This window comes from Novosphingobium sp. AP12 (assembly GCF_000281975.1).
Classification (GTDB): Bacteria; Pseudomonadota; Alphaproteobacteria; order Sphingomonadales; family Sphingomonadaceae; genus Novosphingobium.
Genome location: NZ_AKKE01000045.1, coordinates 12,668 through 34,422, shown reverse-complemented (window position 1 = coordinate 34,422; position 21,755 = coordinate 12,668). Strand labels below are relative to the sequence as shown.

General features: G+C 66.7%; 19 protein-coding genes. 6 read left to right on the top strand and 13 right to left on the bottom strand.

All coding sequences use genetic code 11. From position 1 onward, the window contains the following. Positions 1-15 precede the first annotated feature (15 nt). The 5 genes from PMI02_RS27945 to PMI02_RS08385 form a co-directional block, all read right to left on the bottom strand. Complete coding sequence (locus PMI02_RS27945; RefSeq protein WP_007681483.1) at positions 16-546, bottom strand: hypothetical protein; 531 nt, start codon at positions 544-546, stop codon at positions 16-18. A gap of 39 nt (positions 547-585) precedes the next feature. Then, positions 586-921 (bottom strand): hypothetical protein, encoded by a 336-nt coding sequence (locus PMI02_RS08400; RefSeq protein WP_007681482.1) that lies wholly within the window; start codon positions 919-921, stop codon positions 586-588. 85 nt (positions 922-1,006) lie between these two features. Next, on the bottom strand, positions 1,007-1,561 hold the full coding sequence (locus PMI02_RS08395; protein WP_007681481.1) for a helix-turn-helix transcriptional regulator: 555 nt from the start codon (positions 1,559-1,561) through the stop codon (positions 1,007-1,009). Between the two features lie 287 nt (positions 1,562-1,848). Continuing rightward, positions 1,849-3,651 carry a translation elongation factor 4 gene (lepA, locus tag PMI02_RS08390; protein ID WP_007681480.1) on the bottom strand — a complete coding sequence of 601 codons (1,803 nt, stop codon included), beginning with the start codon at positions 3,649-3,651 and terminating at the stop codon, positions 1,849-1,851. 53 nt (positions 3,652-3,704) lie between these two features. Continuing rightward, positions 3,705-6,242 (bottom strand): EAL domain-containing protein, encoded by a 2,538-nt coding sequence (locus tag PMI02_RS08385; protein WP_238539035.1) that lies wholly within the window; start codon positions 6,240-6,242, stop codon positions 3,705-3,707. Between the two features lie 27 nt (positions 6,243-6,269). Between PMI02_RS08385 and PMI02_RS27940 the strand changes: the two genes are divergently transcribed. From PMI02_RS27940 to map, 4 genes are all read left to right on the top strand, one after another. Then, positions 6,270-6,482 carry a hypothetical protein gene (locus PMI02_RS27940; RefSeq protein ID WP_238539034.1) on the top strand — a complete coding sequence of 71 codons (213 nt, stop codon included), beginning with the start codon at positions 6,270-6,272 and terminating at the stop codon, positions 6,480-6,482. Between the two features lie 128 nt (positions 6,483-6,610). Then, a complete protein-coding gene (locus PMI02_RS08380) occupies positions 6,611-7,918 on the top strand; it encodes an FAD-dependent oxidoreductase (protein ID WP_007681477.1) in 1,308 nt (435 codons plus the stop codon). Positions 7,919-7,999: 81 nt separating this feature from the next. Further along, positions 8,000-8,212: a ParD-like family protein gene (locus PMI02_RS08375; protein WP_007681475.1), complete on the top strand. Its 213-nt coding sequence runs from the start codon at positions 8,000-8,002 to the stop codon at positions 8,210-8,212. Continuing rightward, positions 8,209-8,997 carry a type I methionyl aminopeptidase gene (gene map / locus PMI02_RS08370; protein ID WP_007681473.1) on the top strand — a complete coding sequence of 263 codons (789 nt, stop codon included), beginning with the start codon at positions 8,209-8,211 and terminating at the stop codon, positions 8,995-8,997. Before PMI02_RS08375 ends, map begins: the two co-directional genes overlap by 4 nt. Positions 8,998-9,009: 12 nt before the next feature. On the opposite strand, the gene PMI02_RS08365 is transcribed toward map, so the two are convergent. Further along, positions 9,010-9,792 (bottom strand): enoyl-CoA hydratase-related protein, encoded by a 783-nt coding sequence (locus tag PMI02_RS08365; protein ID WP_007681471.1) that lies wholly within the window; start codon positions 9,790-9,792, stop codon positions 9,010-9,012. Between the two features lie 28 nt (positions 9,793-9,820). Further along, positions 9,821-10,801: a nitronate monooxygenase family protein gene (locus PMI02_RS08360; RefSeq protein WP_007681470.1), complete on the bottom strand. Its 981-nt coding sequence runs from the start codon at positions 10,799-10,801 to the stop codon at positions 9,821-9,823. 202 nt (positions 10,802-11,003) lie between these two features. Between PMI02_RS08360 and PMI02_RS08355 the strand changes: the two genes are divergently transcribed. Then, positions 11,004-12,182, top strand: coding sequence for an amidohydrolase family protein (locus tag PMI02_RS08355; RefSeq protein ID WP_007681468.1), 1,179 nt, complete (start codon positions 11,004-11,006; stop codon positions 12,180-12,182). A gap of 15 nt (positions 12,183-12,197) precedes the next feature. Here the strand turns inward: PMI02_RS08355 and PMI02_RS08350 are convergent, their stop codons facing one another. Continuing rightward, complete coding sequence (locus PMI02_RS08350; RefSeq protein ID WP_007681467.1) at positions 12,198-12,845, bottom strand: TetR/AcrR family transcriptional regulator; 648 nt, start codon at positions 12,843-12,845, stop codon at positions 12,198-12,200. A gap of 212 nt (positions 12,846-13,057) precedes the next feature. On the opposite strand from PMI02_RS08350, the gene PMI02_RS08345 reads away from it, so the two are divergent. Next, positions 13,058-14,491 (top strand): SRPBCC family protein, encoded by a 1,434-nt coding sequence (locus PMI02_RS08345; protein WP_007681465.1) that lies wholly within the window; start codon positions 13,058-13,060, stop codon positions 14,489-14,491. An 84-nt stretch (positions 14,492-14,575) separates the two neighbouring features. Here PMI02_RS08345 and PMI02_RS08340 read toward each other — a convergent pair whose 3' ends face one another. From PMI02_RS08340 to nirB, 5 genes are read right to left on the bottom strand one after another with little or no spacing between them, the layout of a single operon-like run. Continuing rightward, a complete protein-coding gene (locus PMI02_RS08340; RefSeq protein WP_007681463.1) occupies positions 14,576-15,367 on the bottom strand; it encodes a hypothetical protein in 792 nt (263 codons plus the stop codon). Positions 15,368-15,415: 48 nt separating this feature from the next. After that, entirely contained in the window at positions 15,416-16,216 is an 801-nt protein-coding gene (gene cobA, locus PMI02_RS08335) for a uroporphyrinogen-III C-methyltransferase (RefSeq protein WP_007681461.1), read from the bottom strand. After that, on the bottom strand, positions 16,213-18,795 hold the full coding sequence (locus PMI02_RS08330) for a nitrate reductase (protein WP_007681458.1): 2,583 nt from the start codon (positions 18,793-18,795) through the stop codon (positions 16,213-16,215). The genes cobA and PMI02_RS08330 overlap by 4 nt, the downstream gene beginning before the upstream one ends. Continuing rightward, on the bottom strand, positions 18,795-19,139 hold the full coding sequence (gene nirD / locus PMI02_RS08325; RefSeq protein WP_036502978.1) for a nitrite reductase small subunit NirD: 345 nt from the start codon (positions 19,137-19,139) through the stop codon (positions 18,795-18,797). The genes PMI02_RS08330 and nirD overlap by 1 nt, the downstream gene beginning before the upstream one ends. Then, positions 19,139-21,649, bottom strand: a complete 2,511-nt coding sequence (nirB, locus tag PMI02_RS08320; RefSeq protein ID WP_007681455.1) for a nitrite reductase large subunit NirB — start codon at positions 21,647-21,649, stop codon at positions 19,139-19,141. The genes nirD and nirB overlap by 1 nt, the downstream gene beginning before the upstream one ends. Between the last annotated feature and the right edge of the window lie 106 nt (positions 21,650-21,755).

Below are 21,755 nucleotides of genomic sequence, written 5' to 3'. Positions count from 1 at the left end.
ACCCGAAGCGCCCGATCAGACGGTGCGCGATATCCTCGCCGTGGCTGCCGGCGTAGGGCTCGATAAGCGACGCCAGGACGGATAGTTGCCCAGTCTCCTGCGCCGCGACATGTGAAATGCGAGCCCCAGCGTCATCGCCACCAACTGGATGTAGGAGGGCAGCATGACCATCATGTCGTAGGCGAACTCGTTGATCTGCGAGAGGGCCAGGCGATAGACATGACCTGATACCGCGATAATCTGCGCTGCCCCTATCCACAGCGGATAGACGCGGTTGGCGTACAGCGCGACGGCGCTGGTACACGCGAGCATCGCCACATCGATGCCGAGATGTACCAGGTCTGTATGGCCCCATAGGATCGGCACCGGCGAGACGGCATGATAGATCCTGTCGACCCCCACCATCGCGCAGAGCAGCCCGGAGAGGATGCACTCCGGTGCCGCCGCCTTGCGGGCGATGGAGTAGAGGAACAGCAGTACATAGCAGGCCGCCTGGATATGACTTTTCAGATGCCACAGGATCACCGGCCAGGACGGGTCAGGCATGCCGCTGCCCTCCCCGCCGCGATCCGGGCGATCCACAGGTCAGGCTGTGCGGAGCAGCGGTTCCGCATCGGCCGCGCCGGTGGTCGGGCAGCTGCCCTCCTCGTCGCCCAGCGCCTTCACGTCCCGGCCGATGCCGCGCAGTTCCTGATGGATCCGCAGCATGTCGTTCTGGCTTTCGATCAGCGTGCGCTGCGCCTTGGCGAGACGCATCAGCGCGGTCTGGCCGGTGTAGACCTCCAGGCCGTCGACCTGTCGTGCCAGCAGCATCGATTCCATCAGTCGCGCCGATGCGAGCAGGGCGGAATCGAGCGAAAGCTCGGCTTCGGGCAGCTGGCGCGAGATACGTGCGGTAGCAGCAGCAATGGTCATCGACATACAAGTCCCCCTGAAGCGGCACCGGCCCGTTCGGCGCGCCATAAGCAATCGGTTCAGGAGGCTGGGACAAGACCGGTCCGATCATTCAGATCAGTTCGCTCAGCGTACGCACCACTCCAAGTCCCACCATCGCCACCAGCAACATGCCTCCGGCGATGACGATCATGGCGGCCGCGCGGCTGAGCCCGGCGTTTGCCCCATCGAGCACCTCCGGAACGATGATGCCGAACTCCGCGCGCTGCCAGGGTGCCGTGACGAAATAGTTCACAGGGTCTGCCAGGGCGAGAGGTTCGACACGTTCGTCCCGCCGCTCGATTGGCGGTTCGGGGAGGGCTTCCGGAACCTGAGGAATCTTATCTGGTACGGGATTACAGGCTTGTTCGAGTTCCTGCAGGTAAGCACGATAGGCACGCGCCAGCTCCGCCCGCGGCGGCGAGCCGGCCCGGACGCGAACGCCCTCGATGCGCTGGTTGACCGCGCTTTCGGAGATGCCGAGCTCCCAGGCGATCTCCTTGCTGGTGCGATTCTCCGCGACGAAGCGCAGCACCTCGTGCTGTTTCGGCGTCAGCCGCGGAAAGATGTGCATCAGCGCCGGACGACGCCCGTCGATCACATCCGGAATTTGCAGACCCATATTCATTTTTGAGAGACCCCCGCCCCTGCGGACGCTTTAGGCAGACTTATGCGTAACGCGCAACGCCAAGGATGGAGTCCCAGACGATCGCAACCGATACGAGGGGTTTCAACGATAAGTTATGCGCGATGAGAGATCTCGGCATTGCGGCACGGCAAAACCAAAGAGGGAACTGGAATCCAGCACCGCAATTCGATTTGAGGCAAAATTCGACAGCGATCCGCCTCAGGCGCGGTTAGGAGTCAATTTCCGCGGACGCCGTTTCTGGGTGTGAAATTAGAGCCGGATCGGTTCTATTCCTCGCCCATGCGAAGGGCGGCGATGAAGGCTTCCTGCGGGATCTGGACGTTGCCATATTCGCGCATGCGCTTCTTGCCTTCCTTCTGCTTGTCGAGGAGCTTCTTCTTGCGGCTGATGTCGCCGCCGTAGCACTTGGCAGTAACGTCCTTGCGCATCGCGCTGATGGTCTCGCGCGCGATGACCTTGGCACCGATGGCAGCCTGGATCGGCACCTTGAACATGTGGCGGGGGATCAGTTCCTTGAGCCGCTCTACCAGTGCACGCCCGCGCGGCTCCGCCTGGTTGCGGTGGACGATCATCGAGAGCGCGTCGACCGGCTCGTTGTTGACGAGGATGTTCATCATCACGAGGTCGCCCTCGCGCAGGCCCGTCTGCTCGTAGTCGAAGCTGGCGTAGCCGCGGCTGATCGACTTCAGGCGGTCGTAGAAGTCGAACACCACTTCGTTGAGCGGCAGTTCATAGGTCACCTGGGCACGGCCGCCGACATAGGTGAGGTCCTTCTGGATGCCGCGGCGATCCTGGCAGAGCTTGAGGATCGAGCCGAGGTATTCGTCGGGCGTGTAGATCACCGCCTTGATCCACGGCTCCTCCATGAAGTCGATCTTCACGGGATCGGGCATGTCGGCCGGGTTGTGCAGTTCCTTCACGGTGCCGTCGGTCATCGACAGGCGGTAGACCACCGAAGGCGCCGTGGTGATGAGGTCAAGGTCGTATTCACGGCTCAGGCGCTCCTGGATGATTTCCAGGTGCAGCAGGCCGAGGAAGCCGCAACGGAAGCCGAAGCCCAGCGCCGCGCTCGATTCCATCTCGAAACTGAACGAGGCGTCGTTGAGGCGCAGCTTGCCGATCGATTCGCGCAGCTTCTCGAAGTCGTTGGCGTCGACCGGGAACAAGCCGCAGAAGACCACCGGCTGGACTTCCTTGTAGCCCGGCAGCGCCTGCGTGGCGCCGCCCTTCACGGTGGTGATGGTGTCGCCGACCTTGGCCTGCTCGACTTCCTTGATCTGCGCGGTGATGAAGCCGATCTCGCCGGGGCCGAGTTCGGGCAGGTCCACCCGCTTGGGCGTGAAGCAGCCGACGCGGTCGATGAGGTGCTCGGTGGCGCCCTGCATGAACTTGACGCTCAGGCCCTTCTTGATCATGCCGTCGATCACGCGGACGAGGATGACGACGCCGAGGTACGGATCGTACCACGAATCGACCAGCATCGCTTTCAGCGGCTTGTCACGCTCGCCCTTGGGCGGCGGGATCTTGGTGACGATCGCCTCGAGCACTTCGGCGATGCCGATGCCCGACTTGGCGCTGGCGAGCACGGCGCCGCTGGCGTCGATGCCGATGACTTCCTCGATCTCGGCGCGGACCTTCTCGGGTTCGGCGGCGGGAAGGTCGATCTTGTTGATGACGGGCACGATCTCGTGGTCATGCTCGATCGACTGATAGACGTTGGCGAGCGTCTGCGCTTCCACGCCCTGCGCCGCGTCCACCACCAGCAGCGCGCCTTCGCAGGCGGCAAGGCTGCGGCTGACTTCGTAGGCGAAGTCCACGTGGCCCGGCGTGTCCATCAGGTTCAGCTCGTAGGTGAGCCCGTCCTTGGCGGTGTAGCTCAGGCGCACGGTCTGCGCCTTGATGGTGATCCCGCGCTCCTTCTCGATGTCCATGTTGTCGAGGACCTGGGCGCTCATCTCGCGCTCGGTGAGGCCGCCGGTCGTCTGGATCAGACGGTCGGCGAGCGTCGACTTGCCATGGTCGATGTGGGCAATGATGCTGAAGTTACGGATTTGCGCGAGTTCGGTCATGGTGCGCCGTTAGCAGCGCTTTGAAGCGATGTCAGCCGCCGAATCCGACCGCTTCAGCCGACCCTGCGCAGCAGCGCCTGATCCGAGCGATCCCGCCTCTGCCGGGCCGAGGCAAACAGTACCGCGCCGGTGTGGTCGAGTTCGAGCGCCTGGGCGAATTCGACGCCCATGCGGTCCTCCTTGCTCCAACGCGCAGTCGCCATCATCAGGTAGTCCTCGGCGAGGTGGACCCCGAACACCGTGCCCGCCGGCACGTTCCACAAGCCCTCGATCATGGCGCCCGACTGCGAGATATTGCGGATCGTGCCGTAATAGACGTGCGATCCGTGGTCCAGCATGACCTTGCGCAGCATGGTCTGGCGCGGCGCGCGGGCCGACCTGGGCCCCTGTGCCACGGCGACGAGGCTCTCGCTGAGCTTGGCCGAGGCCGCCTCGAAACTGATCGGCCGTTCGTAGATGTAGCCCTGCACATGACTGCAGCCGAGCACGCGCACCAGATCCAGTTCGTCGAGCGTCTCCACGCCCTCCGCCGTCGTCTCCATGCCCAGCGCCTCGGCGAGGCTGACGATCGAGGCGATGATCGCGCCGTTGCGACTGCCCGGGACGGTGGCGCCCCGCACGAAGCTCTGGTCGATCTTGATCTTGTCGAACGGCGCCTTCTTCAGATAGCCGAGCGAGGAATAGCCGGTGCCGAAATCGTCGAGCGCGAGGCGCACGCCGATGCCCTTCAGCGCGGCGAACATCGATTCGGTCGACTTGTCCTCGCCGAGGAACACGCTTTCGGTGATCTCCAGTTCCAGCCGTGTCGGATTGATCCCGGCAGCCGCGATGGCGTTGGTGACGATGGCCGGCAGCGCCGGATTGGCGAACTGCAGCGGCGAGACGTTGACCGCGACGCGCACGTCCTCCGGCCATGCCGCCAGGTCGCGGCAGGCGGTGCGCAGCGCCCACTCGCCGATCTGGGCAACGAGGCCGGTTTCCTCTGCCACCGGCACGAACCGGGCAGGCGACATGTAGCCGTGGACGGGATGCTTCCAGCGCAGCAGCGCCTCGAACCCGGTGATCCGCTCGCTCGTGGTGCGCACCTGCGGCTGGTAGTGCAACTCTAGCGCGCCGCCCGCGATCGCATCGCGCAAGTCCTCTTCCAGCTGCTGGCGCTCGCGCGCGTCGGCGTGCAGGTCCTCGTTGTAGAAGTGATGCCGGCCGCGCCCATTGCCCTTGGCGGCGTAGAGCGCGAGGTCGGCATTGCGGATGAGCGCCTCCGAGGTGTTGCCGTCGTCGGGGCACAGCGCGATGCCGATGGAGGCGCCGATGGTCACGCGCGCACCGTCGATCGAATAGGGCTGCGACAGGTTCTCGATGATCCGGCGGGCGAGGTGCGCAAGGCCTTCGCGCTGCTGGGCGCCGTGGAGCACCACCTGGAACTCGTCGCCGCCCAATCGCCCGACGCGGCCCCGGTCGCCCACGGTGCCGCCAAGGCGTTCGGCGACCTGCTTGAGCAGCGCGTCGCCGGCCGGGTGGCCCATGGTATCGTTGACCTGCTTGAAACGGTCGAGGTCGAGCAGGAAGACCGCGCAGGCCCGCATCTCTATGCGCGGCGTGGTCAGGATCTTCTCCAGCCACTCCGCCATCTGGAAACGGTTGGCGAGCTTGGTCAGCGAATCGAAGCGCGCCAGCTGCGTGACGTGTTGCTGCGAACGGCGCTTTTCGGTGAGGTCGGTGCCCGAGCCCCGGAAGCCCATGAAATTGTTGAACTGGTCGAGCACGGGACGGCCGGAGATCGACCACCAGCGGCCATCGCCGTCTTCGTCGTCGAGTGTTCCCACGGCCTCGGCGGCGGCCCGCACGTTCAGGTCCTGGAACGACGAGCGCGTGTTGAGATGGAATACCAGCGTGCGCTCGCTCTGCTGGCCTGCCGAATTGAGCAGGAACAGGCTTGTGAACGGCCGGCCTTCCAGCTCTGCCGCGCTCTTGCCGAGCAGTGCGGCGATGCGTTCGGAAACATACGTGATCTTGCCCAGGCGGTCGGTTTCCCAGAACCAGCCCTGCCCCGTTTGCTCGTATTCGTGGAGCAGTTGCTCGGCGCGGCGCTGCTCGCGCTCGCGCTCGGAATGGGCGAGCGACTGCGACGCCGCCTGGCGCGACTGGCCGACCGCGATCACGAGCCCGATCGCTCCGCCTACCGCCAGCAGCCCGAACGCCGCCACCGAACCGCCAAGCATGGACGCGCCGCCCCAGAGCCCGATCGTGGCGCCGATGATCGAGGTCAGCCGGTTCTCCAGCAGCACCGTCGCCATCAGCACGACGATGACATAGATGTTGACTGTCACGTCCCAGCCGAGGCCGGCATGCAGATGGGTCCAGCGGGCGGTTCCATAGCCGAACAGGCCCAGCGGCAGCAGCACGGCCAGCGCCATCAGCGGATAACGCTGCCAGCCGTCGTGCAGGATACGGCGCTCCAGCCGGGCGTAGAGCGGTGCAGGCAAGCACAGCGCCATCGCCGCGCCCATGCAGAGCGCAGAGCCCATATCGGGCGCGAATCCGGTGAGTAGCGTCATCAGCAGCGCGCAGGCGAGCAACGTCGGCGCCATCAGCACCCAGCGGCGCGATGTCAAATAATGCAGGACGTCATCGGCGGAGCGACGTGCGTGAACCCGCGAAAATCCGCCGAACGCGGCCGGCTGATCCGCCGGGCGCGCGCCATTTCCCTCCTCGGGGACCAGGGGTTCAACCCTGCTGTCGCCGCCCGGAAGCACCGCCTGTCGTTTCGTGCGCAAAGCCAATTTCGCCATGGCGCCACCATGGCCGCCTGCCCATTTCGAAACGGTTAAATGTGGGCGGTCCCGGCTACCTTTCCGCCGGTCGGGGCGAGTAACCATTTCGCTTGCCCATGCGTTATCCCCGTGCTTGCTTGACGCAAACAGCCGGCATCCAAGCTGGCACAGTGGGAGAAACGTCCGTGCGCCACATCGCCATCGTCGGATCCGGCCCTGCAGGTTACTACACCGCCGAAGCGGCCCAGAAGCAGTGGGGAGACAACGTGCGGGTCGATATATTCGACAGCCAGCCCGTTCCCTTCGGCCTTATACGTACCGGAGTTGCGCCAGACCATCAGGCGATCAAGGGTGTGTCGCGCCGCTACGAGGCGACCGCGCGGCTTGGTAACGTGCGCTTCGTTGGCAACGTCATGCTCGGCCGCGACGTTTCGGTGCCGGAACTGCAAGAGTTGTACGATGCCGTGATCCTCGCCACGGGCGCCCCGCACGATCGCAAGCTGGACCTACGCGGGGACGACCTCGCCAACGTCTTCGGTTCGGCCGCATTCGTGGGCTGGTACAATGGGCACCCGCAGTTCGCCGGGCTCGACCCTAAGCTCAGCCATGACACGGCCGTCGTCATCGGCAACGGCAATGTCGCGCTCGACGTGGCGCGCATCCTCGCCAAGTCCGAGGAGGAATTCGCCGAATCGGACATCGTCGCCCACGCGCTCGCCTCGCTCAGGGGCTCGGCGGTGCGGCGGATCGTCATTCTGGGACGGCGCGGCCCCCATCAGGTAGCGATGACGCCCAAGGAATTGTCCGAACTCGCCAAGCTCACCCGCGCGCACCCCGAGGTAGACCCGGCCGACCTCCCCGACGTGGCCGAGGATGCGGCGCTGGAAACCGGCCTGCGCAAGTCCATGGCCCACCTGCGCGCTTTCGCGGCGGGCCAGGCCCGCCCCGGCACCGATGCCGTCACCGTCGAGTTCGACTTCTTCGGCGCCCCCCGCGCGATCCTCGGCGATACCCGCGTCGAGGCGGTCGAGGTGGAACGCACCCGGCTGGAGAACGGCAAGGCCGCCGGCACCGGCGAAACCTATCGCATCCCCGCCGGGCTCGTCGTCGCCTGCATCGGATACCAGACCTCGCCTATCCCCGACGTGCCGTTCGACGAACAGGGCGGCCGCTTCGCCAATGTCGAGGGCCGGATCGCGCCGGGCCTCTACTGTGTCGGCTGGGCGCGGCGCGGGCCGACTGGCACCATCGGCACCAACCGCCCCGACGGCTTCGCGATCGTCGAGAAGATCGCCGCCGACATGCAAGACGGTTCGGGCAAGCCGGGTCGTCCCGGCTTCGACGCCCTCGCCGAGGAGCGCGGCATCGAGGTCGTCAGGTTCACCGACTGGCAGAAGATCGAGGAAGCCGAAATCGCCAACGCCCGCCAGGGCGCCCCGCGCGAGAAGTTCGTCGCGGTGGAGCAGATGATCGAGGCCTCCCACCGCGTCTGACGCAATTCGAGCCGCCCCGCACTTGGCATCGTCGCAGGAGAAACTATACACTTCGTATACAAATCGTATATGGAGTTCCAAATGGGTATCGTGAACATAGACGACGACCTGCACGATCAGGTTCGCCGCGCGAGCAAAGTCTCTTGCCGCTCGATCAACGCGCAGGCCGCCTACTGGATCAAGGTCGGCATGCTGTGCGAGGCCGATCCTGCGCTGACCTTCGGCGAGATCATGAAGCGCGAACTGGGCGCCGCCGGCGTTTCGGCGCGGCCGCTGGAAGTGAGCGACGCGTGACCAAGCAACCTCACGAACTGGCGCTGATGGCCGAGTCCGGCCGGCTACTGGCCTCGGTGTTCGAGATGCTGGACCGCACCGCACTCACCGGCCTGTCGACGCTCGAGATCGATACGCTGGTCGAGCGGTTCATCGTCGACGACCTTCAGGCCCGGCCCGCCAGCAAGGGCCAGTACGGCTATGGTTTCGTGCTCAATTCCTCGATCAACGAGGAAGTCTGCCACGGCGTGCCCTCGCCGTCGAAGGTGCTGAAAGACGGCGACATCGTCAATCTCGACATCACGCTGGAGAAGAGCGGCTTCATCGCCGATTCCAGCAAAACCTACCTCGTCGGCGACGTGAATCCCGCCGCGCGCAAGCTCGTCCAGACCACTTACGAGGCGCTGTGGATGGGCATCCGCGCGGTCCGCCCAGGAGCGCGACTTGGGGATGTCGGCTATGCGATCGAGCGCCATGCCAAGCGCCACGGCTATTCGGTGGTGCGCGAATACTGCGGCCACGGCATCGGCCGCGAGATGCACGAGGAGCCGCAGGTCCTGCATTTCGGCAAGCCGGGGACCGGCCTCGTCCTGCGCGAGGGCATGGTCTTCACGATCGAGCCGATGCTCAATCGCGGGCGGCGCAATGTGCGCACCGAGGACGATGGCTGGACCGTCGTCACCCGGGACGGCTCGCTTTCGGCGCAGTTCGAGCACACCGTGGCGGTCACCGCGTCCGGCGTCTCCGTGCTCACCCTGCGCGCCGACGAACACGCGATGCTGAACCGGATGAAGATCGCCGCCTGAGCGCCTCTGCCCTCACTGCCCTTTGAACGCCGGCTTCCGCTTTTCGAGGAATGAATTTACGCCCTCGAGGAAGTCCTCGGTGCGCCCGGCATCGCGCTGCCCGCGGCGCTCGGCCTGGAGGGCGGTTTCGAGGCTGGAATCGAGAGCGTCCCACGCCATGCGCTTGATGAGTCCGAGCGATCGTGGGCCACGCGCCAGCGACCTAGCCAGCTTCATCGCCTCGCCGTCGAGGTCGGGTTCGGGCACGACCTTGGTGGCGAGGCCCCAGTCGAGCGCTGTCTTGGCATCGATCTTCTCGCCCAGCAGCATCATCTGCATGGCGCGCACGCGGCCCACGGCCTGCGCCAGCAGGTAGGTGGCGCCGCCGTCGGGCACGAGGCCGACGTGGCAGAAGGCGCAGAAGAAGTACGCCCCCTCAGCCATCAGCACCACGTCGCCCGCCGCCGCCAGTCCCGCGCCGAAGCCCGCGGCAGGCCCGCGGATCGCGGTGATGACAGGCTGCTCCATGCGCTTGATCGCCATGATGACGGGGTTGAACGCACGGTCGAGCTGGCCGCCGATGTCGCGCATCGGGTCGGCGAGCAGATCCTGCGCCGCCGAAAGGTTGGCGCCCGAGCAGAAACCCTTGCCCTCACCCGTGAGCAGCACGGCGCGTGCATCGCGCGCCGCGATGTCGAGCGCGTCTACCAGTTCGTGGCCCATCGCCTCGGTGACGCCGTTCATGGTCTTGGGATCGTTCAGCGCGATGCGCGCGACCCCGTCCTCGAGGCTGTATAGGATATGCTCGTAAGTCATGGGAACTCCTTGGAACCGGCAACGTCGATCAGGCGAGCATGGCGCCAAGGCGTCCCTTCACGATTTCCTCGGCGTCGCCAATGATCCTTTCGATCAGTTCCCTGCAGGTGGGGACGTCGTGGATCAGGCCCTGGACCATGCCGGCCCAGAAGATACCCTTGTCGAGATCGCCGCTCGCCAGCAGTTCACGGCCTACGGCGCCGGCGACGAGGTGGCGGATATCCTCGAACTGTGCGTCCGGGCGGGCCGAAATCTCCACCACTTCGTCGGAGACCGAGTTCTTGCCCACGCGGGCGGTGTTCTTGAACTTGCGGAAGATGAGGTTGGTGCCGCGCTCGTCGTTCTCGACGTACTTGGCCTTCACGTTGTCGTGGATCGGCGCTTCCTGCGTGGCGCAGAAACGCGTGCCCATGTTGATGCCTTCCGCGCCCAGCGCCAGCGCCGCGACGAGGCCGCGCCCGTCGCCGATCCCGCCCGAGGCCAGCATCGGGATCTTGACCTTGTCGGCGGCGGTCGGGATCAGGATCAGGCCGGGAATGTCGTCCTCGCCCGGGTGGCCGGCACATTCGAAACCGTCGATCGAGATGATGTCGCAGCCCGCGCGCTCGGCCGAGAGCGCGTGGCGCACGGCGGTGCACTTGTGCAGGACGGTGATGCCGTGGGGCTTGACCATCTCCCAGATCTCGCGGACCTGCTGGGTGCCGGCGGTCTCGATGATCTTCACGCCGCCCTCGATCGCGGCCTGGGCATAGCCCTTGTAATCGGGCGGGAGGATCGTGGGCAGCACGGTGATGTTCACCGCGAAGGGCTTGTAGGTCATCGAGCGGCAGCGCTCGATCTCGTCGCGCAGCGCCTCGGGGCTGGGCTGGGTCAGCGCGGTCAGCGTGCCGAGGCCGCCCGCCTCCGACACGGCGCTCGCCAGTTCGGCATAGCCAACGCCCTGCATGCCGCCCTGGACGATCGGGTGTTCGATGCCGAGCATCTCGGTGACGCGGGTCTTGAATGGCATGGTCGCTGCAACTCCCTCTCGGGCCACCGATCTGCGCGGAAAGCCCCCGCACCCGGCTATGCCATGGCGCGCGGAGCTTCAAGGTGGGGATGACGCCGCCAAGGCCAAAGCGATTGACCATCGTGGCAGCGAACACGAACCAAGCGCTTGCTACGCAAATGGATCGGCGTATGATCCTCTCAAACAACAAGGGAGAATCGCCATGGCCACTGCCGCACTCGAACGCCCCAAGGACCGTATCGAAGAACTCGGCATCAAGCTCATCAGCGCCGACAACCATATCAACGAACCGCGCAATCTCTTCATCGACCGCTTTCCGGCGCACCTGAAGGACAAGGCCCCGCGCGTGATCGACGGGAAGGACGGTGGCGAAGGCTGGAGCATCGACGGCACCCCGCCCAAGCGGACCTACGGCCTCGAATGCATGGCAGGCTTCGACAAGAGCGAATACCGCATGTCGGGCCTGCGCCACGCGGACCTGCGCCCTGGCAACTACGACGGCGCCGCGCACCTCGCCGACATGGCGATCGACGGCGTGTTCGCCTCGGTGACGTACCCCGGCTTCAGCCCCTCGTTCTACACTCACCCAGACCCGGAAGTCGCCGCCGCCGGGTTCGTCGCCTACAACGACTGGATTCTCGATGATTTCCAGTCCGCCGATCCCAAGCGGCTGTGCGGCCTGACCATCAACCCCACCGAACTGGGCATCGAACACGCCGTCGCCGAGATGCGCCGCGTCGCGAAAAAGGGGGCGCGGGCGATGTACATTCCGGGCAACCCGACGATCCCCTACAACCACCCTACGCATTACCATCCGGTGTGGCAGGCGGCGGACGAGCTGGGCCTGACCTTGTGCATGCACCGCAACCACGGCGGCCCGCCCGACGCCACCGACTGGGACCGCCTTCAGGAGGACAAGGTTTCGATCGGCGGCATCGTGACGCGCTACTTCTCGTGCCTCAAGCCGTTCTCCTACCTGATCTTCGCGGGCATCTTCGACCAGTACCCGAACCTGAAGATGGTCGGCGCCGAGGTCGACTGCGGCTGGGCGCCGTTCTGGGTGCAGACCATGGAGCATCACTGGGACATCCAGAAATCTTGGTTCCCGGTGAAGCTCAAGCACAGCCCGACCGAATTCATCGGCCGAAACGTCTTCACCACCAACGTCGACGACTACTGCGGCTACCAGATGATCGAGACCGGCCGCTGGCCCTGGATGGCGAGCATGACGATGTTCTCGTCGGACTACCCTCATTCGGCGACGATCTGGCCCCACTCGCGCGACGTGGCGCTGAAGATGACCGACGCGCTGACGGTGGAGGATACGCGCAAGACGCTGTCGGAAAACGCAGCGCGGGTATTCGGCTTCGATATCGGCTGATCCGGACCGGGAGGATCAGATCCGCCCGTTCGCCTCGATGCCCTCGATCACGAAGGCGGTGATGGCCTCGCGGATTTCATCCTCCCCGGCGAGGCCGCGCGGGAACAGCCAGTCACGGAACATGAGGTTGGCCAGCACCGCCGCGAAGGAGACGCGCACCATCAGTTCGGGCGAGACACGCGGGGTCTCACCGACGCGCGCGGTCATCATCGCCTTGCCCTTGTCGAAGTAAGCCTGCAGCCCGTCGAGCGCGTCGATGCCCCCGGTGGCGCCGGGCGAATAGGCGTTGGCGACCACCAGCGACAGGAACATGCGCGAGTGACGCGACATGAACTCCTGCAACTCGCCGATGTAGGCGCGCGCAAGGTCGTGGCCGTCGCGGCCTGCTTCAGGATCGGCCACCGTGCGCGCCTGGAAATCGGCGAAGTGGCGGTTGAGCGGCGTGAAGATCGCCGCACGAAACAGGTCCTGCTTGGAGGCGTGGAAGCGGAATATCTGCGCCTCGGTGACCTCCGCGCGCCGGGCGATGGCGGCCGTGGTCGCGCCCGAATACCCGGAAAGCTCGAACTCCTCGGCTGCCGCCTCAAGGATTCGGTCGGCCACTTCCTCCGACGAGCGCCGCCGCCTGCGCGGCGTCTTCGCGTCGGTCCCTTCGCTTGCCAAATCCGTGTCCTTCCCGTGCGAGGGGCCGTCTTGAATCAAGGCTCTATCGGCTCATCAGCGTCATGGGAAGTCGCACCGCGACAGGCGGCTCCCTTGCCTCTGCAGGCGTATTTACCGTGACCGCGATGAGCGCGAGGCCATGCGCCATTGCCTCCCCTGCCGGGCACTGTACATTCGTTCAACAGGAACAAGATTAATCGAGAGGTATGGGAGTGCTCAAATCAGCAGACGGCGGCCTTAGGTCTGTGCCGTTCCCGATCGACGATCCCGAACGCATTCCGGTCAAGCGCTACTTCGACGCGGACTTCTACCAGGCAGAGCTCGACCATCTTTGGCCGAACGTCTGGCAGATGGCCTGCCGCGAGGAACAGATTCCCGAAGTGGGCGACTGGATCGAGTACGAGAACGTCGGCAAGTCGGTGATCGTGGTGCGCACCGCGACCGGCGTGAAGGCCTTCCACAACGCCTGCCGCCACCGCGGCGTGCCCTTCGCCGGCGGCTCGCCGCTGGGGTCCTCGCATGCCACCGCCCACGGCAACTGCTCGAAGAGCGGGTTCGTCTGCCCGTTCCACGGCTGGCGCTGGAACATGGACGGCGAAAGCACCAAGATCTATGGCAAGCACCTGTTCTCCGAGCGCCAGCTCGAGGACGCCGAACTCAACCTCATCCCCTGCAAGGCCGAGACCTTCATCGGCTGCGTGTGGATCAACCACGACAACGACGCCCTGCCCGTCCGCGCGTCGATCGGTCCGCTGGCCGAGCGGCTCGAGGCGCACAACATCGACAAGCTGCACGCCGAATGGTGCTACGGCGCGGTGCTTCCGGCCAACTGGAAGATCGCGATGGAGGCCTTCATGGAAGGCTACCATGTCCAGCAGACGCATCCGCAGCTCCAGCACGCCGCGCCGATGATGTACGACAGCATGTACGCGGTGCCGCGCGGTCCCTTCCCGCAGATGGCGATGGAAGACCTTTCGCACGTCGAGAACCAGGAGCTTCAGGTGAAGTCGATGGCCCTGCTCGGCGAAGGCATGGCCGGCATGATCCACGAGAAGGAAGTCGAGATTGCGCGCAGCATGATCGGCATCGAGGAAGGCCTGCCCGAAGACAAGAACCAGGCCATGTTCATGTGGCTCGGCATGGTCATGCACCAGATCTCCGAGCGTCTGAAGGCCAATGGAGAACCGATCCCCGACCTCTGCGCAGTGGCACAGACTCACCCGATCAACGCGGTCGAGTTCCTGTTCCCGCACTACTTCCTGCTGCCCTACTTCAGCTCGATGTCGGCCTACCGCATCCGCCCGCTGGGCCCGGAAAGCTGCTTCTTCGAAATCTGGTCGCTGACCTTCTTCCCCGAAGGCAAGGAACCCGAGCCGATCATGGAAGCCACCGTGCTTCCTTACGACAGCCCGGAATTCCCGCCGATCCCTCGTCAGGACTACTCGAACATCCCGATCCAGCAGAAGGGCCTCCACGCCTCGGGTTTCGAGTACATGCGCCTGTCCTCGCAGGTGGAAGGCATGATCAGCAACTACCAGCGCATCATCGACGGCTACCTTGCGGGCGCGCCCGCCGAAAAGCTGGCGGCGGCGACCAACAAGCTGGGCGGCAACTTCGACGGCAAGATCGAGGAACTCAGCCTCTGATCACCGCACGGCATTGAAGACACCGGGCCTCGCGGGTGAAAGCTCGCGGGGCCTGTTCCGTTCGCGGTCGCATGTCTTCAATCGTTACGGTTGAACCGAAGGCCCCAGCACGATCGCAAATGCCGTCAGCACCGCGCCGCCGCACGCGATGACCGCCCAGTTGCGGCTTATGAGGAAATCTCGCGGTGCGTCCGCACCCCCTGCAGCGAAGCCGACGGAAATGAACCCGGCCAGTCCGCCGAAAGACGATGCGGCCGCCGACATGATCGTCACGAAAATGCCCACGGGGTTGAGCAGCCCGACCAACACGGCACACAGGCCCGCCGCCAGATAAAAGGAGTGGGCGATGCGCCGCCTGGCCAGCCGTGTGCGGATGCCGGTTCCCAGCATTGCGTTCAGCCCCGTGATCGCGGCGCGAACCAGCAGCACGTAGGCAATGATGCCGATCGCCGTCTCGCCCAGCCGCCAGACTACCGGCCACGGGAATCCGACCAGCCCGGCCAGCCGCCTCCCAAGATCGCCGACTCCCGTGACGCCCGAAAAGCAGAAATACCCGGCCGCGACGAAACCCTCGGAAACCCAGACAAGCCACAGCGCCAACCGCGCGACGTTTCCCTGCGCCCGTCGCCAGCATGCATAGGCAGCGAGCGACAGCGCCGCGTTCACCGCTACCCCCGCGCTTGCCACCACCGCGTTCTGCAGGTCCGGCAGTCCGGCACACTCGGCGTAGAAGGCACCGATCGTGGTGACCCGTCCGCCTTGCATCGCACACGCAGCGGCGTGTCCGCCGATCTCGTGCCACATGGTGAGCAGGGGCATCAGCAGTGCGCCCCATCCGGCAATGGTCAGCCAGTCCACCCTTTGTTGCAGCACCACCGCGCGTCCCCCGTGATCCTCTCCCGCCAGCCTACGCGAAGTTCCGCTTCAAGCAACTTTGCCGACGGCGAGCCCCGCCGCCGTCAGCGCGGCCGGTTGCCGCGTCCCGGCGTTCGCAGCCGGCTGAGCCATGGCCTTGCCGATCAGCAGCAGCGCCGGGCCGTCGCCCAGCGCCGTGCGAGCTGCGAGGGGGAGCAGGCCGAGGCTGGTATGGAAATGTCGCTCGCCCGGCAGGCTGGCGCTTTCGACCAGCGCGGCCGGGGTCGAGGCAGGCAGGCCCGCGGCGATCAGCTCAGCCGAAACCTCCGGTGCCGCCGCCTTGCCCATGTAGATCGCCAGCGTGGCGTCGGGATCCGCGAGCCGCGCCCAGTCGAGGTCGAGCGCCTCACCGGCGCGGGCGTGGGCCGTCACGAACGTCAGCTTCCGCGCCAGCCCTCGCAAGGTGAGCGAGGCGCCGATGCTCGCCGCCGCCGCGCTCGCCGCCGTCACGCCGGGGCAGATGCGGATCACGACACCGGCCTCGCGGCAGGCATCCAGTTCCTCGGTTGCGCGGCCGAAAATCGCCGGGTCCCCGCCCTTGAGACGCACGACTTTCTCGCCCGCCAGCGCAGCCTCGACGATGAGGCGGTCAATCGTCCTCTGGTCCTTTGAATGCCGCCCGGAGCGCTTGCCGACATGGACAAGCCGGGCCGAGCGGGCCGCCATTTCGAGGATGCCCGGCCCGACCAGCGCGTCATGGAACACCACGCTCGCCTCGCCGATCAGCCGCTCGGCCTTGCGCGTGAGCAATTCGGCGTCACCAGGCCCTGCGCCGACGAGCCAGACCATGCCTTCGGGAAAGTCGGTCATTCCGCTGCCTCCAATGCGATCGGGGTCCAGGCTTCGACGAGCCGGGCTATCGCCGGCCGGCAGGAGCCGCAATTGGTGCCGGCGCGGGTGCAGGCGCCGACCTCGGCGACGCTGCTCGCCCCGCCCTGCACGGCCGCCGCGATGTCCTTCTCGCCGATGCCGTGGCAGACGCAGACGATCGGACCGCGATCGGGCAGCGGCGTGCTGGGCCGCCCGGCGAGCAGTTCGGCTGTGCTGGCGGCATCGAGGCCAAGCTGTCCGGCGACCCATTCACGCGGCGGCAGTTGTCCCGAGCGGGTGAGGTAGGCGGCGGCAAGCAGCGTGCCCCCGGTGTCCCGAACGGCAATGCGCCGCATGCCCCGGGCCATGTCGACCACCTCGATCCGCTCGCCCTCCGGCAGCAGCGCTCCGATGTCGATCGTGCCCTCGCCCGCGAGTTCGTAGAGCCAGCCCGCCTTCACGCGGGCGCGGGTCCAGTAGAGCAAGCCCTCCGGCGCGGCGACGTCATGGCGCACCAGGAAGCCGCGCCAGTCGGGCGTCACGGCGACCACGCGCGCGGCGGCGTTCTTGAAGCCGGGCTGGCCGGACACCGGGTCCACCGCCTGCGAGGGCAGCCGGTTCGCGCGTCCTTCCCCTGCCATGGCATCGGTCCAGTGCATCGGCACGCAGACCTCGCCGCGCCGCTGGCCCTCCGTCACGGCGACGCGGTAGAGGCTGGCACCTTGCTTTGTCTCGACCCGGCTGAAGCCCCCGTCCGTCAGTCCCAGTTCGGCGGCGTCGAGCGGATGGACCTCCAGCAGCGGCTCGGGCCGGTGCTGCGAGAGCGTGGGCGAGAGACCGGTGCGGGTCATCGTGTGCCACTGGTCGCGGTAGCGCGCGGTGTTGAGCCGCAGCGGGAACTCCGTGTCGATGGCAGGCGCGGGCGGTGTCACGGGCACCAGCCGTGCCTTGCCCGAGGGCGTGGGGAAACGGGCACCAAGCGGCTGCGCCCCGCCCCACTGGAACGGCTCCAGCCCCTCGTATTCGTCGTCGGTCAGCCCGGCGTGGGCGGTAAGGTCGAGCGCCTTTCCGCGCCGTGCCGCAAGGCCCGTCATGGCGGCGAACTCGCGGAAGATCGCGGACGGACCGTCCCACGCGAAATGCTCCGTCCAGCCCATCCGCGCGGCGACCTGCGCGATGATGCGCCAGTCCGCGCGTGCCTCGCCGGGAGCGGCGAACAGCGCGCGCTGGCGGCTGACGCGGCGTTCGGAATTGGTGACGGTGCCGTCCTTCTCGCCCCAACCGTGGGCGGGCAGACGGATGTGGGCGAGGCGGCCGGTGTCTGTGTCGGCGATGATGTCTGACACCACCACGGTCGGGCAGCGCGCCAGGGCCTTGCGCACGAAACCGCTGTCGGGCATCGAAACTGCGGGGTTGGTCGCCATGACCCAGAGGAACCGGATGCGCCCGTCGTGGACGGCCCGAAACAGGTCGACCGCCTTGAGGCCGGGGCCCGCGCAGAGGTTCGGGGCGTCCCAGAACGCTTCGACCTCGGCGCGCTCGTCCTCGCCGAAACCGAGGTGGCAGGCGAGCGTGTTCGATAGCCCGCCCACCTCGCGCCCGCCCATGGCGTTGGGCTGGCCGGTGATGCTGAACGGCCCTGCCCCGGCGCGGTTGATCCGGCCGGTCGCGAGGTGGAGGTTGATGATCGCGTTGCCCTTGTCCGTCCCGCAGACCGACTGGTTGGCGCCCTGGCTGAACAGCGTGACCATGCGCGGATGCGCGGCGACGAGATCGCACAGCGCAGTGAACGTCTCGGCGGGGACGCCGGGCGCGGCATCGAGTGCCTCCCAGAACCCGGCGTCCACCTCTCCGTGGGCGGCGAGGTATTCCTCGTCCACCAGGCCCCGCCTGCGCGTCTCGGCAAGCAGGGCATTGAACAGCGCGACGTCGCCGTCCGGCGCGATGGGCACGTGGAGGTCGGCCTGCTCGGCGGTTTCGGTGCGGCGTGGGTCGATGACGACGAGTCTGGTGCCGCGCGCAGCGCGGGCCTGCTCCAGCCGCTGCCAGACGACCGGGTGGCACCAGGCGGTGTTCGAGCCGACCAGCAGCACGAGGTCCGCCTCGTCGAGATCGGCGTAGGAGCACGGCACCACGTCCTCGCCGAAAGCGCGGTTGTGGGCGGCGACAGCGCTCGCCATGCAGAGGCGTGAATTGGTGTCGATGTTGGCGCTGCCGACGAAGCCCTTCATGAGCTTGTTGGCGGCGTAGTAGTCCTCGGTCAGCAGCTGGCCGGAGACGTAGAAGGCGACGCTGTCTGGACCATGCTCGGCGATGCAGTCGCGCATTTTCCCGGCGACGAGGTCCAGCGCCTCGTCCCAGCCGGCTTCGCGGTCGCCGATCATCGGCGCGAGCAGGCGGCCGTCGAGGCTGACCGTCTCGCCCAGGTGCGTGCCCTTGGAGCAGAGGCGGCCGTGGTTCGCCGGGTGGGCGGCGTCGCCCCTGATCTCGACCGCGCGCGGGCCGGTGACAGTGGCGGAGACGCCGCAGCCGACACCGCAGTAGGCGCAGGTGGTGCGGATCGGCGCCCCCGTCTTCATCACGCCGCCTCGGCCCGCGTGACCACCGCCGAGCGCAGCAGGTAGAGCCGTCCGGCGTCGACCCTGAGCGGGATCGTCGGCACGCAGCCCTCGTCATCGCCAAGCGCCTTGCCGGTGCGCAGCGAGATGTTCCAGTTGTGGAGCGGGCAGGCCACCACCTCGCCGTGGACGATGCCCTGGCTGAGCGGGCCCTGCTTGTGCGGGCACTGGTTGCGCAGCGCGAAGAACTCGCCGCGCATGGTGTGGAACACCGCGATCTCGTCGCTGCCCACGACCGGGAGCGTGCGCGCGGTGCCCGGTTCGATCTGGGTGACCGGGCCGATATCGAGCCAGTTGCCGATCATCATGCGTTCTCCAGCTGGGGCTTCGGGGCTGTCGGAAAAGGTCGCACCTCGGCAAGGTGCTGGTGCAGCTTGGCGTCCTCGCCCGCGGCGCGCTTCGCCCAGGGGTCGTCCTGCATGAACTGCTGCGAGTAGCGGAAGCGCGCGGCGTAGCGTTCCACCGCGCCCTCCTCGGCCAGCCGGTTCTTGACGTATTGCAGGCCGACGCGCTCGATCCACGGCGCCGTGCGCTCGAGATAGTGCGCCTCCTCGCGGTAGAGCTGCGTGAAGGCGGCGCACATGTCCATCGCCTCCTCCTCGGTCGCGACCTTGCAGAGGAAGTCGGTGGCGCGCACCTTGATGCCGCCATTGCCGCCCACGTGGAGTTCGTAGCCCGAGTCCACGCAGATGACGCCGAAGTCCTTGATCGTCGCTTCCGCGCAGTTACGGGGGCAGCCCGAGACGGCGATCTTGAACTTGTGCGGCATCCACGAGCCCCATGTCATGTGCTCGATCTTGACACCGAGGCCGGTCGAATCCTGCGTGCCGAAGCGGCACCATTCGCTGCCAACGCAGGTCTTCACGGTGCGCAGCGACTTGCCGTAGGCGTGGCCCGAGACCATCCCCGCGGCGTTGAGATCGGCCCAGACGGCGGGCAGGTCCTCCTTCCTGATGCCGAAGATGTCGAGCCGCTGGCCGCCGGTGACCTTGACCATGGGCGCATCGTACTTCTCCACCACGTCCGCGATTGCCCGCAGTTCGCGGGGGTTGGTGAGCCCGCCCCACATGCGCGGGACGACGGAATAGGTGCCGTCCTTCTGGATGTTGGCGTGCATGCGCTCGTTGACGAAGCGGCTCTTCTGGTCGTCCACGTACTCGCCCGGCCACGCGCAAAGCAGGTAATAGTTGAGCGCGGGGCGGCACGAGGAGCAGCCGTCGGGCGTGGTCCAGTGCAGTTCCTGCATGACCTGAGGGATGAGGCGCAGGTCCTTCTCGACGATCAGGCGGCGCACGTCGTCGTGGGTGAAGCTGGTGCACTTGCACAGCGTCCTGGGCCCCGACTGGACCTCGCCGCCCAGCGTCACCGCCAGCAGGCTCTCGACCAGACCAGTGCAGGAGCCGCACGAGGCCGAAGCCTTGCAACTGCTGCGCACCGCGTCCAGCGAGCAGGCGCCCGCCTGGATGGTCCTGACCACCGTGCCCTTGGAAACGCCGTTGCAACCACAGATCTCGACATCGTCCGAGAGGGCGGCAACGGCGGCGTTAGGGTCCGCGAGCGCACCCCCGGACGCGAAAGCCTGTCCGAAGATCAGCGCCTCGCGGATGGGCGAGATGTCCGCGCCCTTCTTCATGAGGTCGAAGTACCATGAGCCGTCGGCGGTATCGCCGTAGAGCACCGCGCCGATCACCCGGTCGTCCCTGACGATCACTCGCTTGTAGGCCCCGCGCGCGGCATCGCGCATGACAATGTCCTCGCAGCCTTCCCCGCCCAAGAAGTCCCCGGCGGAGAACAGGTCGATGCCCGAGACCTTGAGCTTGGTGGAGGTGACCGAGCCTTCGTAGCCCGTCGGCGCGCCGGTCGCATGGTCGGCGAGCGCGCGGCACATATCCCACAGCGGGGCGACGAGGCCGTAGCACGTGCCGCGATGCTGCACGCATTCGCCCACCGCCAGCACCGCCGGGTCGGAGGTGACCATGTGGTCGTCGACCATGATGCCGCGCTCCACGTCCAGCCCGGCCTCGCGGGCGAGCGCGGTGGCGGGGCGGATGCCGACCGCCATGATGACGATGTCGCAGGGGATTTCGGTCCCGTCCTCGAGCCGGACGCCGACGACCTTGCCGCCCTCGCCCAGGATTTCCCTGGTGTTGGCGCCGGTCAGGATCGTCTGGCCGCGCCGTTCCAGTTCCGAGCGCAGCAGATAGCCCGCCGCCTCGTCGAGCTGGCGTTCCATCAGCGTGGGCATCAGGTGGATGACGGTCACCTTCATGCCGCGCAGGTTCAGCCCGTGCGCCGCCTCCAGCCCGAGCAGCCCGCCGCCGATCACCACGGCCGCGCCGCCGCGATCCGCCGCGCTCAGCATCCGGTCGACGTCGTCGAGGTCGCGGAACGTCACCACGCCGTCGAGGTCTTTGCCCGGCACCGGGATGATGAAGGGATCGGAGCCAGTCGCGATCAGCAGCCGGTCGTAGGGCTCGACCCGGCCCGAGGCGGCGATGACGCTCTGCGCCGCGCGGTCGATCGCCACGACCTTGTCGCCCGAGACCAGCGTGATCGCGTTGTCCTCGTACCACTGCGCGGTATTGATGACGATCTCTTCGAACGTCTTCTCGCCCGCCAGCACCGGCGAGAGCATGATGCGGTTGTAGTTCACGCGCGGCTCGGCGCCGAAGATCGTGACGTCGAAGCGGAGCGGGTCGCGGGCGAGGATTTCCTCCACCGCGCGGCAGCCCGCCATGCCGTTGCCGATCACCACCAGCCGTTCCCTGCCGCTGCCGGGGAAGCTGTCCCTCTCGAAGTTCACGGGTGCATTCACGTCACGTCTCCATCCGCAACGCGCACGCAAAAAAACCGCCTCGTGCCTGTCCCGGAAGGAAGAGGTACGGGCGGCTTCATTGCCACGCGTTCTGTCATGTGATGCG